This window comes from Brachybacterium timonense (genome assembly GCF_900258505.1).
Taxonomy (GTDB): Bacteria; Actinomycetota; Actinomycetes; order Actinomycetales; family Dermabacteraceae; genus Brachybacterium; species Brachybacterium timonense.
Genome location: NZ_LT984895.1, coordinates 2219174 through 2236049 on the forward strand (window position 1 = coordinate 2219174; position 16876 = coordinate 2236049).

Below are 16876 nucleotides of genomic sequence, written 5' to 3' on the forward strand. Positions count from 1 at the left end.
CGCGCGGCAGCAGGTCACTGTGCGAGCGATACCTCAGCACCGCGCTCGGCAACGCTCGGACTCGGCACCGGCAGGACGGAGACGAGATTCCCCCCGGCTCCGTCGGCCAGGAGCTGAACCCACGCTGCGTGGACCGGCTGCGTGCCCGGGACCAGCACGAGTCCCGCTGTGTTCGCATCCACCCCGAGCTGCTTAGCGTTCAGCGTGGTGGCGGTGTTCTCCGGCAGCGAGACCTCGACCGGTTTCCCCGCGGTTCCATCCGTGCGCAACGGGATCACCTGGAGCGTGTCAGCTCCCTGCGGATCCACAACCAGACGACCGTCGGTGCCACCGGGTGGGATGGCGATCACGGCTCCGTTCAGCAGGTCGGGCGCGGCCTGGACCACTGCAGTATCCACAGGTGCACCGATGGTGTCGCCAGGCAGATCACGACCGGTCACTCCGAACGTCACTGCCGCGCTGAGGGGGGTATCCGCTGTGAGGCGCACCGAGTAGTTCGCGGGCGTCAGCCCGTCCAAGGGAACGGAGGCGAGCGTGCCGGCAGCGACGTCGATGCCGCGTGCCGCGGGCACGTCCACTGCTCCCTTCGGGCCGACGATCTCTGCGTCAACCGTCGTATCGCTGCGGCCAGGGTTCAGTAGCACGAGTCGCGGGGACCCACCCGTGACGTGCACACCGGGGAGCACCTGATCACTGCGCGGTTCCGGCAACGACGGAATGATCTCCGCCCCCGTCGGGGTGAGGCCGTCGCGGGAGGTGGTCTGCACGGTGGTGATCAGTGGTGCGCCGAGCACATCGACCCGCACGCCGATATCGTCCTCGGCACCGACCACGGACTCGAGCAGCACACGTTCCTCCTCGCCGGGGGGAACGACCACCCGGCTGCGGCCCTCCATAGCCGCTGGTCCCTCCGCGGTCCAGATCTGCACCGACGCTGTGGCCGGACGCTGTGAGACGTTGCGCAACACCAGCGCAGCGCTGTCGCCGCGCTGCGTGCTGATACCCAGGAACTGCGCCTGAGTGGTCGGAGCAGTGCACCGGGTGGCTGCGAGCGAGCGGTAGTCACCTGTGGTCGTCGCCGTGGACTGCACGACATCGGTGATCGGGGGGCCATTCGTCGCGGTGCCCGTCACCATGTGTGGGCGCTTCCCGAGGTCTGCCAGCGTCTGTACCGAGGCTCCCAGGCCACTGTGCTCGGCAGTCGTGGAGATGCGGGTGTCATCGTCGTCGAGGGCGGTGATCGACGGGGTGCGCACACTGCCGTCGGCAGGGTCTCGCAGCGTCTCGGATCCTTCGGTGGAGCCGTACAGCAGCCCCGAATCAGGTTCGAGCGACACCGTGGATGCTCCCACGGTGGTCGCGGGCGCGGTCACCCCCAGCTCGGCGTCCCCGCCGGTGGGCAGGGCACCATCGGGCAGCGTGAGCGGGCCAGGGCAGAACCGTGACAGCGGGCCCGGCGTCGCCTGGGTCTGCGCGACCTGCACAGCAGAGCTGACCGGCTCGGGCTGGACGATGATCACTGCGCCGGCGGCGGCGAGGACCGCGGCAGAGGCGAGGGCGAGCAGCGGCCGTGGGCGGCTCTCGCGCGGTGCAGCGGGCTCAGCCATACAAGTCCTCGATCCCTCGGGTGCGCGGCCGCCACGGCACGGCGACCAGGGCCGTGAGCACGGTGGCGCTGAGCAGCAGGATCTGCCAGATCAGCGTCCCGGGCTGCTCACGGTCGATCTGCACGGTGCCACCGACGTCGGCGGGCAAGGTGAAGCCCTGTGCCCAGCCGTCGATCACGGTGGGCTCCAGCCGTTGTCCGTCAACCCGCGCCACCCAGTCGGAGTCAGCGCGCTCGGACAGAACAACGAGACGGTCAGTGCCTTCGGCGCTGACACGGCCCGAGGCGGTGATCGTGTCGCTGCGAAGCGCCGTGCCCTGCGCCGTGGAGTCCGCGTCGGCGATGACGCGGGCGCGGGGAGCCGCCTCAGCGACCCGCCACAGGCCACCGCTCGTGGTCTGCGTGACTTTCTCCAGCACTGTGGAGGAGTCGAGCGCATCGACCAGGTCGCGCTGCTGCTCATCCTCACCGGGCACGACCACGTAACCGATCGCGAGTGTCCGGAAAGCCTCACCATCAGCTACCGCTCCCGGGGACAGTAGCTGCGCCGCGGCCTGACGCAGCGCCGCCGAGGCGGGATCCTTCGCATCGCTGCGCGTCGCCTCGAGACGGCGCAGCTCGACGATGGCCGACCGCTGGGCAACCGAGTCCTGCCCCTGTGTGAGCACGCTCGCACGCGCCATGCCTGGTTCTTCGCCGGCCTCGAGCACGAGCACGCGGCCACGTGCCTCGGAACGGCCGAGGTCGGATGCCGCCGTCGGCACCACGACCTCGGAGGTGCGCTCGATCTGCAAGCTGCCAGGCAGGTACACGCTCCACAGCGCGACCATTGCTGCGGCACCGGCCGCAACCCCCGCCGCGAGCACGGTGCTCAACACCCGCCGGGCACGGCCCACGGACTCATCACGCCGGGCCGCAGCGTCGTATCCGCACAGCGCGGCTGCGGCGAGCGTGAGCAGCACGAGGCCGAGCAGGGCGTGCAACGGCGGGCCGACGGCAAGGCCGTCAGTGATCTCCAGGTCGACGCTTCGCGCCCAGGCGATCACGAGAATCCCTGCCGCAGCCCCGAGCAGACCCAGGCGTGCGAGGGTACCGGCTGGGCCGCCCAGCACCGACGCGCCAAGGGCAACGGGAAGCACAAGGATCACGGGTACACAGAGCAGAGCGGTCACTGCCGCCGGTGGCAGAAATGCGAGCAGCGACTCCTGCACTAGCGGTGTCTGCGGCCAGAGCGCGAGCAGGTCCAGTGGCGTGGGTACCTGAGTCGGCGCAGGCATGCCGCCGACGGCGAGCACCAGCTGCGGATGCCCGATGTACTGCGGGATGTAGGGGGCATGCAGGGCAAGCGAAGGAACCAGTACCCAGAGCAGCCGTCGGCGTCGTCCCGGCACGACAGCAGCGATCAGCAGGCCGATCACGACAGCGAGGGCAACAAGCACCGGTTGCACGGCACCGATCACAAGCAGCAGCAGGCCGGCGGCCGCGGCAGCCGGAACACTGGCCCGATGCACCTTGTGCGGCAAGCCCACGGCGCGCCCCACCGCGAGGGCGAGCAGCGGCATGAGCATATGTGCCAGCAGCAGGGGCCAGGCGCCCAGCGAGAGCGCAGAGAGCAAAGGCGGCGCGAGCGCCCACAGCACAGCGGCGACGAGCCGCGCACCGATCGCCCGAGTGAGCGCCCCCGCCGCGAACCACGCGGCGAGTGCCGACACGGGGATGGCCGCGAACACGATGGCCTCGACGAACAGTTCGCCAGGCAACGGCAGCGAGCCGAGCAGGCGCAGCAGGGGGTCAGCCGGGCCGCGGGCCCCCAGGTCACCGGGGACCCAGCTGGACCATGCAGCAGCGAAGGCGTCACGCAGCGTCTGCGGCATCGGGATGAGGGCCGGACCGCTGAGGTCACCGCGCCCCAGCAGGCCACGCAGCACCACGAGGGTGCCGATCACCGAGAGGACGGCAAGCGCGCCGGCCCACGCGAGATGGCGCCCGTAGGTGGCGTCCTCAACACCGTGCCGCGTACCGGCGATTCCCCAGGAGGTCAGTCGTGCGCGGCGAGTGCGCTCATCGTCGGCGAACAGCCGGGTCCAGGTGGTGTCGACCTGCTGGCGCAGGTCCTCGCCGCGTGGCAGGTACAGCGGTGCCAGACGCCGCCGAGGTACGCGTGCGGCACGTCGAGATCGGGCTCCGCGTCGCATGACGCGGCCACTGAGCCGCAGAACGTCACTGAGTGCGGCGATTTCCGCGACGGCGCGGCGCGGCTGCGGGATCAGCAGGAGGAACACGGCGCGCACCAGGGTGATCAGCGGCAGTGCGAGCAGCAGTGCGATGGCGCCCACCGGTCCGCGCTGCTTGAGCAGGGAGAGGACCTGGCCACGTCGGTGGTCGCGCAAGGTCTCATGCGGCTCCGCGTCAGCTGGTGTGGCCATCACACGGGACCGCGCCTGCACGGCAACCCGTTCACCGGAGCGCCACACCCGCTCGCAGAAGTCGATCTCTGCCCACGGCTGCGGGAGGTCAACGTCGAATCCGTCGAGGTCCCGTACGGTCTCCTCGCGTACAAGCATGCCAGCGAGCGCTACGGCCAGGACGTCCTGACGCCAGTCCGCTTGGCCCTGGTCGATCTCGCCGGGGTCCACGCCGGTGGCGATGCGTCCGCCATAGGTGAGGGTGATGCCGACGTCGAGCAGCGAGACGGCGTCGTCCGCCGTCGTGGGCTGCTCCTCGTCGGCAGCAGAGCTGGTCTCCTGCGCATTGCCCGGTGCAGTGCTCGGGCGTGACACAGCGGCCGTCGCACCGTGGAAAAGACGCTTGGACCCCACCACGGCGGTGCGCGGTGACTGCTCGACCGTGTGCTCGAGCCAGGAGAGCGATTCGCGCCCGGGGGCGGCGCCGTCAGGGACGAACCACAGCCAGGACTCACCAGCGCCGATCGCGGAGGTGTCGATGCGTCGGCCGCGCCGACGCTCCTCGCGAAGTCGTGCGGGAACCTGGGCGAGGTCTTCGGCTTCTGATTCAAGCCTCCGTGCCTGCTCGCGAGGGTTGATCTCCCGCATGCGGCGTCCCGGGCGTTCATGCGGGACAGCCTGCTGCGACGATGCTTCCTCCGCCTGCGGCGTGTCGTCGCCCTCAGATGCGTCGGTGGGCGTGCACAGTCCATGGCCGGGACGTGTCTCGCCCAGAGCGAGCCGGATCGCCGCCATCGGGCCGACGGCCGCGGGGTGTGACTGCACATCGTCGACGGTTCCGTCGACGCGCGCGGAGGCTAGGGCCTGTTCCGTCTCGGCGGTCAGACCGGCGGTGGTGACCACGCAGATGGCGTCCGGCTGCCGCGTCTGAGCCTGGAGGCTCGCCAGGGTTCCGCGGAAGGTGTGCGGGGTCGTCGTCCCAGCAAGCAGGACGACGGCGGTGATCCGGCGTGTGCTCACGGAGGAGCGGTCAGACCGCGCGACGCTTCAGCTTGCGCCGCTCACGCTCGGACAGACCGCCCCAGATACCGAAGCGCTCATCGTTCTCGAGCGCGTACTCGAGGCATTCAGCGCGTACCTCGCAGGACACGCAGACCTTCTTCGCCTCCCGCGTGGAACCGCCCTTCTCCGGGAAGAAGGCTTCGGGATCGGTCTGGGCGCACAGCGCACGTTCCTGCCAGGACAGCTCACCGTCTTCGGCGTCGGCGACGGTGAAGTCCAGCAGGGACAGCTCTACGCGCTGCCGATCCTCGCCGAGCTGGTCATCCATCGTCGTACTCCCTCCGGTCCGGCCGCGTGCCGGGGCTCGGTGCGCCTCTGCGTGCGGCGGTCGAGCGGTCTGTTGTCGATTCGGGTGCCGGTGCGCCGACGACCAGGCAGGAGGTCCGACGCGGATCCCGCAACCATGTGGCCGCCTCACCGGCTGCGCCCCTAAAATACACCCGTGTAGTTCAGGCTCGTCAACCGTGCGTCCGGGATCACGGTCCACGTAAGGACAGCGCCGCCGGATGAATCGACCACGCGAGGAGCAGGAGTGCACGGACGCATCGACCGCGAGCACGGAGCGGACGGCACGCAGTCGCACCGGGCACAGGCCGGGCCTGCGCGCCTTGAGGTGATCGGTATCGAGGGGCTGCCCGAGGTGCGGCCGGGCGATGACCTGACGGCTCTGCTCGCAGCGCACCTGCACGGCACGCTGCAGGACGGCGATGTCCTGTGCATCTCCACGAAGATCATCTCCAAGGCGGCCGGCCTGGTGGTTCCGCCGGAGCAGAAGGACGCTGCCGTGCGGGAGCAGGCGGTGCGCACGGTGGCGCGGCGTCGGCACGGCACTGTCGTGACCAGCATTGTGCAGCTGGCCCATGGCCCGGTGATGGCGGCCGCAGGCATCGATTCCTCGAACGCCCCCGATGGGCTGCTGCTCCTGCCGGAGGATCCGGATGCATGCGCACGGCAGATTCGCAGCGCCCTGCAGGATGCCACCGGGTGTGCTCTGGCCGTGATCCTCACCGACACGTCCTCACGGATCTGGCGTCACGGCGTCGGCGATATCGCCCTGGGCGCCGCGGGGCTCGCATCGTTGCAGGATCTGCGCGGCACCGCCGATTCCCAGGGGCGTCGTATGGCGGTGACGGTGCGCAACCTCGCCGATGAACTCGCCGCCGCGGCCGATCTGGTGAAGGGGAAGACGGCCGGGATCCCCGCGGCGATCATCCGCGGCGCGGAGCACGCGTTAGCGGAGCCCGGTGTCCCGGCATCGGCGCTCTCCCGGACGGGGCCCGACGACTGGTTCCGTCGCCCCAGTCTCGAGTCAGTCTGGCAGGCTCTCGGTCTGCGCCTCGAGGATGAGCCGGTGGCGGCCATGGATCCGGAGCCGGCGCCTGATCGCGTGGAGCAGGCAATCCAGGTGGCGCTTCGCACACGCCACGAGGCCGAGCAGATCGGGGATATCCACGTCGAGCATGCCCACTGCAGCAGGGATCATGATGGAGAGCACGTCAGTGATGTGGAGCGCAGCAGCGTTGTAAACCCCGAACCTCTGCTGCGGCGCGACGGCATGGAGCTGTACGTGCTGCCCGGAGCCGATACGCCACGCGGCTGGGCGCGCGCAGGCGCGCTCGTGGAGCGACTGCGCACGGCACTCGCAGCAGAGGCCATCGCCGATGACGACCCTGCCCTGCGCGCGATCCGCATCCATCTCGAGGCCCCATGTCCCCGCAAGCATCCTGAGGAGAACGCTCGATGACCACACCGCCCGCTTCCCCCACCGCTGGTCCCGTGCCCGCACTGCTCGAGGCTCTCGAAGCCGTCGGCCCGCGACCCGCGCTCGCCTGGTACGGCGAGGATGGGCGCGTGGAGCTGTCCGGCCATGTACTCGCGAACTGGATCATCAAGGCGATCGGCCACCTGGCGGACGAGATCGCGCTTGAGCCCAGGGAGATCACCGTGGTCGACCTTGCACCGCATTGGAAGCGGCTCGTGATCGTTATCGCCGCGTTCGCTCTCGGCGCGGATCTGCGCAGCGTCCCCGGCCAGGATCCCGTCCGCGTGCTGTTCACCTCAGACCCAGCCTCCCCCGCTGCTGACGAGGCCGACGACGTTCTCGCTGTGGAGGCGGCATCCCTCAGCCCGGGGTTCCCGGGCTCTCTGCCGCCGCTGGTGCATGACTGGGCAGCTGAGGTGCGGTCAAGCCCAGATCGCCTGACGGCTCCCCTTCCTGCCTGGAGCGGGCCGGACGTCGCGCCGTCGGCAGAGTCGGTCGTTCTTGTGCCAGACGACGGGCTCGATCACCTCGATACCGTGCTCGGCGTGTGGCTCGCGGGCGGGCGCGTGGTGGGCCCGGCGAGCGCAGTGACCGAGGAGATCACCCGCGCCGAGGGAGTCACGATGCGGCTCTGACCTGGCCGGCGTCCGGCTGTACACACGCGGCGTCTTCGCTGCCGTGTCGTGACACAGCCTGGGACCGTCCGATGGGAGTACAGCTTTCGGCCAGCCGAAGCTGGTTCGGCGCTTGGCTACCGGCCGCCGAGCGGTATCTCGGTTCAGGAGGCGCGCAGTGTGGAGACCGCTTCGTGCGGATCCCCATCGAAGATCACGCGCCCCTGCTGCAGCACGACGATCCGCGTGCACAGCTCCTCGAGCATGTCGAGTTCGTGAGAGACCACCACCATCGTGCGCCCCGCAGCCTGCAGCTCGCGGATCCTCGCCAGGCATTTGCGCTGGAACGGTTCATCGCCGACGGACAGGATCTCATCGACCAGGAAGATGTCCGGATCGGTGTGCACCGCGACAGCGAAGGCGAGGCGCAGGAACATGCCGGAGCTGTAGTACTTCACATCCGTGTCGATGAAGCGCTCGATCTCGCTGAACGCGACGATGTCGTCGAAGCGCTCCTCGATCTGCTCGCGGCTCATCCCCAGGATCGCACCGTTGAGGAACACGTTCTCGCGGCCGGTCAGATCCGGGTGAAACCCTGCGCCTACCTCGATGAGACCGGCCACGCGCCCGCGTAACAGCACGCGTCCCTTGTCCGGGAAGAGGACGCCGGAGATCGTTTTGAGCAGCGTCGATTTGCCGGAGCCGTTGAACCCGATGAGGCCGACGGTCTCGCCCGCACGCACCGTGAGGTCCACGCTGTCGAGGGCGAGGAACGTATCGGCGAGCTTCTTGCGCTGCAGCGCAGCGAAGACAAGCTCCTTCAGCGCTCTTGTGTGGCGCAGCGAGAAACGTTTGGAGACGTTCTCGATGCGAATCATCTCGCGGGTCTCATGTGCAGCTCCCGCTGCGGGCTGGGCGGTGGATGCGGTGCTCATGGGTCACAGCTCCTGGGCGAAGCGCCGTTTGGAGCGCTCGAAGACGAGGGTGCCGAGAACGAAGGTGATCGCGGCAACGAGCAGTCCGAGCCACCACAGTCCACTGACGCCGGATGCCGCGAAGGCGGGGTCTTCGGCCTGGATCGCGATGGTGGTCGGCAGGTGGCGCCAGAACGCGGTGTGGAAGAGTTCGACCACGATCGTCAGCGGGTTCAGCACGTACAGCCAGAACATCACTGTTCCGCCGATCGCTTCCTCGACCAGCGCGATGCGGTACAGCACGGGGCTCAGCCAGGTAGCGACCATGACGATGAGGTCAACGAAGTTCTCGATGTCCCGGAACGCGGCGTTCAGCGCGGCAGTCAGCATGCCGAGCCCGATCGTGAACACGACCAGGATCACCATGCCCATCCCGAAAGCGCCGATCTCGAGAAGCGACGGGGTCCAGCCGAACAGGAGCGCGCCAGCCAGCAGCACGAGCAGCTGCGGCACGAAGTGCACGAGCGCCACGATCATGCTCGCCCATGGGAACAGTTCGCTGGGCAGGTAGATCTTCGAGACCAGCGGGGCGTTGCCGGTGATGGAGCGGGTGGCGTTGCCGAACACCTCGCCGAACAGGTTGATGACGACGATCCCGGAGAACAGATACACCGCGTAGGCGGGGTCGCCCTTGGACAGCTGCAGGAACACACCGAGCGCGATGTAGAACACCGCGAACTGCACGGCAGGCTTCACGTAGCTCCACACCATGCCGAGCACGCTGCCGCGGTAGCGGACCCGCAGCTCCTTCTTCACCAGCAAGTGCAGCAGGAACCGCTCACGCAGCGGGTTCAGCCAGCCTGCGTCCTGTCCCGGGGCATGCCAACCGTCCGCCCGCTCCTGGCGCGACGGCGCCCGGAGCGCCGGGCTGATCGCGCCTTCCCCTGCAGTCTCGGTGTCGCTCACGCGCCGGCGCCGGTGGTCGCGGAGCGCTGCTCGTCCTGCTCACGCACCGGAGCAGGGTTCTGCTCGAACGTGCGCTCCCAGGCCTCGAAGGAGGTGATCCGCTCACTGGCCTGCTGATAGAGGTCACGCAGCTCGTTCCAGCGGCGCCACAGCTCCACATGCGCGCCAATAGCGGACGCCAGCATCCCGCGGACCTGGCGCGGGTCGCGCTTGTACCAGGCGATCTGGGTGCCCTCAGCGTTGGAGACCAGCGCCGAATCGTAGGCGGACAGACGCCACCACTTGGCGTCCTGATGCGCGATGGCAGCCTGCGGATTGGCGTCCGACCGCTCGGATGCAGGCTTCACGAGCTGCTTGACGAGAGTCTTCGCAGTCCAGGCTGGCAGCACGAGCCGGGAAGGCTGGGTGAACGGGCGGCCCTTGCGCGGCGGCTTGTTCACGCGCACCGCAGGGTATGCGTCCTGGTCCTTCTGGGTGCGCGAGTCGTCGAACTGCTGGGCCATGGCGCGGATCTCTGGCAGCTTGGTGCCGATGTTGCCGTGGAGAGCATCGGGCCCTGCGAGCACGTCGCGCTGAGCCATGAGACGGCCGGCCTCCGTGAAGTACTGCATGGAGATCAGGTGTTTGACGTCCATGAACTGCGATTCCTTGACCACGCGGCCACCGCGGTCGTATGGGGAGTGCAGCAGCGCGGTGATGATGCGGTTGCGCTCGTGGAAGTAGGCCTGCCAGCCCACAAGGTCGTCCTTGTCCACCCAACTCATGTGCCACACACCGGCGCCGGGCAGGGAGACGGTCGGATAGCCGCGTTCCTTGGCGCGCAGGCCGTACTCGACGTCGTCCCACTTGATGAACACTGGCAGGCTGAGGCCGATCGCTCGCACGGTTTCGGTGGGGATCAGGCACATCCACCAACCGTTGTAGTCCACGTCGAAACGGCGGTGCAGCCACGGGGTGGAGCGCAGCGGGGAGCGCGCGAAGTCATGCCCGAGCTCTGCTTCGGCCACGGGCAGCGCGGGCTGGATGCGCCAGCGGTCCACCACCTCGCCGAAGGTGTGCAGCACGGAGCGGTTGTTCAGATCGAACATATGCGCACCAACGATGGTGGGCGTCGTTGCGAAATCCGCGAACGTGCACAGACGCAGCAGCGACTCGGGTTCGATCACGATGTCGTCGTCGCAGTTGACCACATATGTGGACGTGCCTTCGGTCGCTGCCTCGTACATGCCGCGGGAGAAACCACCGCTGCCGCCGATGTTGCCCTGCTCGATGACCTCGAGCTTGGATCCCATCACGTCCTGGAGCGGGGCGAGCTCATCCGCGTGATCGCGCAGACGGTCCGACCCCTGATCCACCACGTACATGACATCGAGCTTGCTCATCAGCTCGCTGTCACGAGCGATGGTGGCGATGTTGTCCAGGCAGTAGGACACCTTGTTCATCGTCGTCATCGAGATGGAGAACGTGCCCTCGGTGCGGGCCAGGGAGGCGTCGGCGCTCCACTCGGCGCTCTCGATCAGCACGCCCTCGGCACCGGCGAACACATCGAACCAGTACCAGCCGCCGTCGCCGAAGGCCGTCAGCGGAAGGTCGACCACACTTTCAGCCTCACCGCGCAGTTCAACAGCGGTGTGTCGCTGCAGGGTTCCGCGGGCGGAGGAGCGCATCACCACCAGCAGGCCATCGCCGCGACTGCGCACAGTCAGCCGCACGGAGCGCACCGGTGTCCAGCGCCGCCAGTAGCTCGCGGGGAAGGCGTTGAAGTACGTCGCGAAGGAACGCATGGAGCTGCCCGGGATGTGCACAGAGCGCCGGGAGCTCAGCTCGTGGAGGTCAACGGATGCGGGCGCCTGCGCGGTCGCCGGAGCGTCCTGTGCTGCGGCGCCACGTCGGCTGCCGGCGCCCAGTCCGTGCGCTGCGGAGGTGACACCGGAACGGGCGTCTCCACCTTCGATGTACAGGGGAACGACGTCTGGGGTGGCCTGCGTCGGCAGAATGAGGCGCTGCAGGACGCGCTGGGGTGCGGTGGTGGTCATGTCTCTCCTCACGCAGCCAGCAGGTCAGCCAGCTTGTTGTCCGCCATCGACAGGGCGGAGCCGATCGCCATGTGCATGTCGAGGTACTGGTAGGTGCCCAGACGGCCTCCGAACAGGGTGCGCGGCTCGGCATCGGCCATCTCGCGGTAGCGCAGCAGTGTCTCGCGATCGGCGTTGGAGTTGATCGGGTAGTACGGCTCGTCGCCCTCGGCAGCGAAGCGGGAGTACTCGCGCTGGATGAGCGTGCGATCTGTCGGGTAGTCGCGCTCGGGGTGGAAGTGCCGCGGTTCGATGATGCGGGTGAACGGCACGTCGGCGTCGGCGTAGTTCATCACGGAGGTGCCCTGGAAGTCGCCGACCTCCAGGTGCTCGGTCTCCAGATCAATGGTGCGCCAGCCGAGCGCCCCGGCCGAGAAGTCGAAGTAGCGGTCGATCGGGCCGGTGTACACCACGGGGATCTGGCCGCGCACGGCGTCCTTGTTCAGCGGCTGTGAGGCGTCGAAGAAGTCTGTGGACAGGCGCACGTCAATGCCTGGCTGGTCTGCCATGCGTTCCAGCCATGCGGTGTAGCCGTCCCTGGGAAGGCCTTCGTACGTGTCGTTGAAGTAGCGGTTGTCGTAGGTGTAGCGCACCGGCAGGCGCTTGATGATAGAGGCGGGCAGCTCCTTGGGGTCGGTCTGCCACTGCTTACCGGTGTAGTTCTTGATGAACGCCTCGTACAGCGGGCGACCGATCAGAGAGATGCCCTTCTCGTCAAGGTTCTCTGGGTCGGTGCCAGCCAGCTCGCCGGCCTGCTCGGCCACGAGGGCACGTGCCTCATCGGGCGTGTAGGCGGCGGAGAAGAACTGGTTGATCGTGCCCAGGTTGATCGGCATCGGATACACGACGCCGCGGTGGGTCGTATAGACGGTGTGGCGATACCCGGTGAACTCCGTGAACTGGCGCACGTAATCCCACACGCGCGTGTTGGAGGTGTGGAACAGGTGCGCGCCGTATCGGTGCACCTCGATGCCAGTGGCTTCGTCCCGCTCCGAGTAGGCATTGCCGCCGATGTGGTCGCGACGATCGATGATCGTCACGGAGACGCCGTGCTCACGCACAGCCCGATCCGCGATCGTCAGGCCGAACAGGCCTGCTCCGACGACGAGGAGATCAGGGGTCGACACAGGGTGTCCTTTCCGTTACCGGGGCAATGGACGCGGCCCCGGCTGCATGAAGCACAGCCTCCGGGACCGGAACGGTCCCACAGTAGCCGAGCCGCCGCCCGGTCCCTGCGAAGCCGTCGGCGCGCCTCGACGTCGAATCAGCGTCCGGTCCGTTCAGCCGGATCTGCGCCGCAGCCAGCGCTCGACGCCGAGCCGGTAGACGAGCCGACGCAGGGGGCTCGGCGCGAGACGGTAGAGGGCGCGCTGCAGCACGTTCACGGCGAACCGTCCCGGGCCGATCATGCGATCGCGAAGCATCTGTCGCTGCAGCCACAGGTCACTCAACAGCAGGCGCATCCCGCCGCGACGGCGGAAGAGCTGCTCATCGACGCGGTAGTCGACGAGCGCCTCGGGGACGTTCGCCACGCGGGCCCCAGCGAGAAGCATCCGCTGCCACAGCCAGTAATCCTCGAGCAGCGCCAGGTCGCGGTAGCCGCCGGCGGCAAGCACGGCGCTGCGCCGAAGCACCACGGTGGGGTGATGGAACGGGCAGTGCTGGGTCGCGTATGCCTCGATCCGTTCTTGGGTGAGCGGACGCGATCTCCAGGGCCCGGTTCCGACGCTGATCCGGTCGGAGAACTCCTGCATGGCGGAGCCGAGCACGTCGAGGTCACCGGATGCCATCACGGGAATCTGGCGAGCGAACCGCTCCGGGCGGCACAGATCATCGGCATCGGCCCGGGCGACGAGTTCTGTCGGTGCGGCCAGCAGACCGTCCTGCAACGCCGCAGCGATGCCGCGGTGGGTCGGATGGCGCAGAACGCGGGCCGGGCCGAACTCCCCCGCCTCAACGCGTTCGGTGATCTGTTCGAGCGTGGGCGGCAACGGGCCGTCGACGGTGAGGATGAGGTGGTCGGGCTGCAGCTGCTGCTCGATCGTCGAGGAGCGGATGGCGCGCTCCACCCACACCGGGTCATCCTTCCCCCACAGCGGCATCAGGACGCTGAACGGCTCCCCTCGCTGCGAGACGGCCGATGGGCTCATGAGCGGCCGGCCTCACGCTCGATGCGGCGCACGTCGGCGGCGGCGTCACCGTCGGCACTGAGCACGTCGGCGGATGGGCGCGGGCCTCGGCGGAGCGCATCTCCGAGTCCGCGCAGCCCCACGCCGAGCAGGTCGCCCCGGTGGCGCAGCAGACGCTTGACCCAGCCGAGCACTGAGGCGCTGCCGTACATCGCCTTCTCGGGCAGGCTGAACGACGATGTGCGCAGCAGTGCCCAGACGCGGTTGCGCACGTCGAAGTAGAAGCGGCTGCCCGGGGATTTCTGGGCGTTCGCGAAGGTAGCGGTGCGGTGTTCGACCACAGAGGTGGGCACATGCACCCCACGGCCGCGGCGCAGCAGACGCCCCGTGTGCTCGAAGTCATCGGACCAGATGAAGTAGTCAGCCAGAGGCAGGCCGAGGCGGCGCACGTCCTCCCCGCGCAGCAGAACAGAGACGTAGCTGGCGGTGCGAATCGGGCGCCCGCCCGCAGCCGCCGCATCAGCGCGTTCCTGCTGCCGGGCGTTCCACCGTGTACGTGACCGGTTCATGGGGTGCTCGCGACCGTCGGTCCAGACAGCGCGAGAGCTCAATACCGATAGGCGCACCGGCGAGGCCTCGATGGCGGACAGCAGCGCGGCGAGTGCATCGGGACGTGGCACGGTGTCGTCGTCCATCACCCAGACCCAGTCGGCGTCGTGGCGCACCAAGGCGCGGGCGATCCCCGCAGCGAACCCGCCGGCGCCGCCGACGTTGCGACGCAAGTGCAGCACATCAGCGCCCAGCGGGTGTTCATCTGCCACGTGACCAGAGCGGTCCGTGGATGCGTTGTCGACGATGACCACACCTGCCGGTGGCGTCGTCTGCGCGGCGATCGCGTCGAGGCACTGGTGAAGCAGCTGCTCGCGGTTGTACGTCACCACGACGGCGATGACGCGACGGTGCCCCTGGCTGTCTCGACTGATCACGCTGTTGCGCGGCTCGGACACATCGCCTCCTGACCTTCGGCCTCGCGCACCGTGCGCAGGCGGGCCCAGTCTACGAAGGCGGGGACGCTCTGCCTGTGACCGACGCTGCGGTGTTGACACGCGTTGCGTTTCCGGGAATCTGCCACGCGCCACCGGCTACCCTGACGAGCGCACGGTACGGACGGCGTCGGGCGCATCCCGGGGATGCGTGGTCTCGACGACAGAGCGCCGCTGACGGGCCGACGACTGGACGCTGACAGGCCAACGACAGGAAGGACCGCACTGTGGCAGAGGAGAAGCCGCCAGGCCCCAGCCGTCCGGGTGCGCCGCGGCGTCCTGGAGGCTCACGAGCCCGGGCCGGGGGCAGCGCACGCGCTCTGCCGCGGCGGGGCCCGTCTCGCGCCGGGTCCGCAGGTGTCGAGCAGCCGACGCGGCCGCTGCCGGTGGAACAGCAGATCCCCGTCGGTCACGAACGTACAGGTCATCCGGGGGCACCGCGCGTGCAACAGGAGGGGCCACGTCCCGGGTGGTCGCAGGAGCCTCCTGCTCACCGCGACCGGTTCGCCCCGCCCGCTGACGGCGGTGTCGCATCGATGCGTCCCGGTCCGCCGCGTCGTTCACGCTCGCGGGTGCCACGCCCGGTGCGGTTGACCGCCACGCTCATGGCCCTCGTGCTCATCGTCCTGCTCGGCTGGGTCGGCGGACTCACCCTGTGGGCGAACGGTCGGATCGACCACGTCGACGCGCTCTCCGGACGCGAGGCGACACCGGGCACGACCTATCTGATCGCCGGTTCCGATTCTCGCGGCGGGCAGGCCGTGACGGACGACGGCACCACGGGCCAGCGCGCGGACACGATCATGCTGCTGCACAAGGCCCCCAACGGTGAGTCGTACCTGGTCTCGTTGCCGCGCGACACCCTCGTGGATATTCCCGGGCACGGGAAGTACAAGCTCAACGCCGCCTTCGCTTTCGGCGGACCGGCTCTGCTGGTGACAACCATCGAGGAATTCACGGGGCTGACGGTGGATCACTTCGTGGAGATCGGCTTCGACGGCGTCGAGGGCATCGTCGATGCGGTCGGGCACGTGAACCTGTGCATCGACCATGACGTGGACGATGCCCGCTCCGGTCTGAAGATGACGACGGGATGCCATGACGTTGGCGGGGAACAGGCACTCGCCTTCGTGCGCGCTCGGTACATCGACCCGACAGCCGACATCGGCCGGCAGAAGCGGCAGCAGCAGTTCGTGAGCGCTCTGCTGGACCGCGCAACGTCTCCGAGTGTGCTGCTGAATCCGGCCAGTCAGGTGAAGCTGGCCGGGGCTGGCTCCGACGCTCTGCGTACCAGCAACGGCACGGGCGTGTTCGCGCTGGGCCGTATGGCGCTTGCGGCCCGCTCAGCCATGGGCGCCGGGGCCGTGCAGATGCCGATCAAGGATCCGGAATACCGCACGAAGCATTCGGGCATCGCGATCCTGACCGACGACGCCGAGATTAAGCAGTTCTTCGGTGCAATGGCCGACGGCTCCCTCGCTCGGGAGAAGCAGGACGGGTGAGCCGCGGGCACGATTGGCGCCCGGGCAGCGGGATGAAGGACGAGTGAGCAGCGGACTGCCGGTCACCGGAACAGCATGTCGATGACGATGTTCACCGAGTTCAACACCGACTGCCCCTTCGATCGCGAATAGTCGGTGTACAGGATGTGCACGGGATGCTCGCGCACCGTCAGCTCGTGCCGACCGATCTCCTCGACGATCTCGGAGGCGTGCGCCATCCGGTTCTGCTCAATGGTGATCACCTCGCAGGCGTGACGCCCGAGCACCCGCAGCCCGTTATGCGCATCAGTGAGACGCACGCCGCTGGTGAGATTCGAGTAGTGGACCGCACCCCACAGCACGAGGCGTTTGATCAGCCCCGGCTTCGTGCGCGCATCCAGAAAGCGGGAGCCAAGCACGACGTCCACCTGTTCCTGCTCACGCAGCGCGATCATCTGGGCGGCGTCATCCACCTGGTGCTGGCCGTCCGAGTCGAACGTCACGATCTGCCGCATCGCCGGATCGCGCAGCGCGTAGTCGATTCCGGTTTTGAGGGCAGCACCCTGCCCCATGTTGTAGGGGTGGCGCACCACGGCCGCCCCAGCGTCGCGGGCGATCTGGGCGGAGTCATCGGAGGAGCCGTCATCCACGCACACCACCAGCGGATACCGGGTGCGCAGGTCGCGAATCACGTCGCCGACGACCGCGCCTTCGTTGAACAGCGGGACGACGAACCAGGTCGAGTCCGCGTAGGGCGCATCAGCGCTCGGGGTCGAACCAGCGTCGCTCATACCATCTCTCTCGGCGGGTCAGAGGGTG

13 protein-coding genes are annotated in these 16876 nt (G+C 68.5%); 3 read left to right on the plus strand and 10 right to left on the minus strand.

From position 1 onward, the window contains the following. Window positions 1–14: 14 nt before the first annotated feature. Genes C8271_RS09865 through C8271_RS09875 form a run of 3 tightly spaced genes read right to left on the minus strand, consistent with a single transcriptional unit; the run spans window position 15 to window position 5341 of the window. Window positions 15–1607 (minus strand): DUF5719 family protein, encoded by a 1593-nt coding sequence (locus tag C8271_RS09865; RefSeq protein ID WP_106507135.1) that lies wholly within the window; start codon window positions 1605–1607, stop codon window positions 15–17. After that, on the minus strand, window positions 1600–5031 hold the full coding sequence (locus tag C8271_RS09870; protein WP_106507136.1) for a glycosyltransferase family 2 protein: 3432 nt from the start codon (window positions 5029–5031) through the stop codon (window positions 1600–1602). Before C8271_RS09870 ends, C8271_RS09865 begins: the two co-directional genes overlap by 8 nt. 10 nt (window positions 5032–5041) lie before the next feature. After that, window positions 5042–5341: a WhiB family transcriptional regulator gene (locus tag C8271_RS09875; RefSeq protein WP_106507137.1), complete on the minus strand. Its 300-nt coding sequence runs from the start codon at window positions 5339–5341 to the stop codon at window positions 5042–5044. A gap of 264 nt (window positions 5342–5605) precedes the next feature. Here C8271_RS09875 and cofE point away from each other — a divergent pair, with 264 nt between their 5' ends. Further along, window positions 5606–6817 (plus strand): coenzyme F420-0:L-glutamate ligase, encoded by a 1212-nt coding sequence (gene cofE, locus C8271_RS09880; RefSeq protein ID WP_106507138.1) that lies wholly within the window; start codon window positions 5606–5608, stop codon window positions 6815–6817. Next, a complete protein-coding gene (locus C8271_RS09885; protein WP_106507139.1) occupies window positions 6814–7470 on the plus strand; it encodes a TIGR03089 family protein in 657 nt (218 codons plus the stop codon). Before cofE ends, C8271_RS09885 begins: the two co-directional genes overlap by 4 nt. A gap of 143 nt (window positions 7471–7613) precedes the next feature. Here C8271_RS09885 and C8271_RS09890 read toward each other — a convergent pair whose 3' ends face one another. The 6 genes from C8271_RS09890 to C8271_RS09915 all read right to left on the minus strand — a co-directional run bounded on the left by C8271_RS09890 (window position 7614) and on the right by C8271_RS09915 (window position 14540). Next, on the minus strand, window positions 7614–8384 hold the full coding sequence (locus tag C8271_RS09890; protein ID WP_106507140.1) for an ABC transporter ATP-binding protein: 771 nt from the start codon (window positions 8382–8384) through the stop codon (window positions 7614–7616). A 3-nt stretch (window positions 8385–8387) separates the two neighbouring features. After that, on the minus strand, window positions 8388–9329 hold the full coding sequence (locus C8271_RS09895; RefSeq protein ID WP_106507141.1) for an ABC transporter permease: 942 nt from the start codon (window positions 9327–9329) through the stop codon (window positions 8388–8390). Beyond that, the gene (locus tag C8271_RS09900) at window positions 9326–11365 is read right to left on the minus strand and encodes a glycosyltransferase (protein WP_106507142.1); all 2040 of its coding nucleotides are present in this window, start codon (window positions 11363–11365) and stop codon (window positions 9326–9328) included. The genes C8271_RS09895 and C8271_RS09900 overlap by 4 nt, the downstream gene beginning before the upstream one ends. 8 nt (window positions 11366–11373) lie before the next feature. Further along, the gene (gene glf / locus C8271_RS09905) at window positions 11374–12531 is read right to left on the minus strand and encodes a UDP-galactopyranose mutase (protein ID WP_106507143.1); all 1158 of its coding nucleotides are present in this window, start codon (window positions 12529–12531) and stop codon (window positions 11374–11376) included. A gap of 153 nt (window positions 12532–12684) precedes the next feature. Further along, entirely contained in the window at window positions 12685–13554 is an 870-nt protein-coding gene (locus C8271_RS09910; RefSeq protein WP_106507144.1) for a glycosyltransferase, read from the minus strand. Beyond that, window positions 13551–14540, minus strand: a complete 990-nt coding sequence (locus C8271_RS09915) for a glycosyltransferase (protein WP_106507145.1) — start codon at window positions 14538–14540, stop codon at window positions 13551–13553. Before C8271_RS09915 ends, C8271_RS09910 begins: the two co-directional genes overlap by 4 nt. A 608-nt stretch (window positions 14541–15148) precedes the next feature. On the opposite strand from C8271_RS09915, the gene C8271_RS09920 reads away from it, so the two are divergent. Then, entirely contained in the window at window positions 15149–16078 is a 930-nt protein-coding gene (locus tag C8271_RS09920) for an LCP family protein (protein WP_245921088.1), read from the plus strand. A 62-nt stretch (window positions 16079–16140) separates the two neighbouring features. Here the strand turns inward: C8271_RS09920 and C8271_RS09925 are convergent, their stop codons facing one another. After that, window positions 16141–16848 carry a glycosyltransferase family 2 protein gene (locus C8271_RS09925; RefSeq protein WP_106507146.1) on the minus strand — a complete coding sequence of 236 codons (708 nt, stop codon included), beginning with the start codon at window positions 16846–16848 and terminating at the stop codon, window positions 16141–16143. Window positions 16849–16876: the final 28 nt, after the last annotated feature.

Coding starts and splice junctions, on each gene's coding strand:
- C8271_RS09865 (WP_106507135.1), bottom strand. CDS start 1,607: ATGGCTGAGCCCGCTGCACCGCGCGAGAGCCGCCCACGGCCGCTGCTC.
- C8271_RS09875 (WP_106507137.1), bottom strand. CDS start 5,341: ATGGATGACCAGCTCGGCGAGGATCGGCAGCGCGTAGAGCTGTCCCTG.
- C8271_RS09885 (WP_106507139.1), top strand. CDS start 6,814: ATGACCACACCGCCCGCTTCCCCCACCGCTGGTCCCGTGCCCGCACTG.
- C8271_RS09890 (WP_106507140.1), bottom strand. CDS start 8,384: ATGAGCACCGCATCCACCGCCCAGCCCGCAGCGGGAGCTGCACATGAG.
- C8271_RS09900 (WP_106507142.1), bottom strand. CDS start 11,365: ATGACCACCACCGCACCCCAGCGCGTCCTGCAGCGCCTCATTCTGCCG.
- C8271_RS09910 (WP_106507144.1), bottom strand. CDS start 13,554: ATGAGCCCATCGGCCGTCTCGCAGCGAGGGGAGCCGTTCAGCGTCCTG.
- C8271_RS09925 (WP_106507146.1), bottom strand. CDS start 16,848: ATGAGCGACGCTGGTTCGACCCCGAGCGCTGATGCGCCCTACGCGGAC.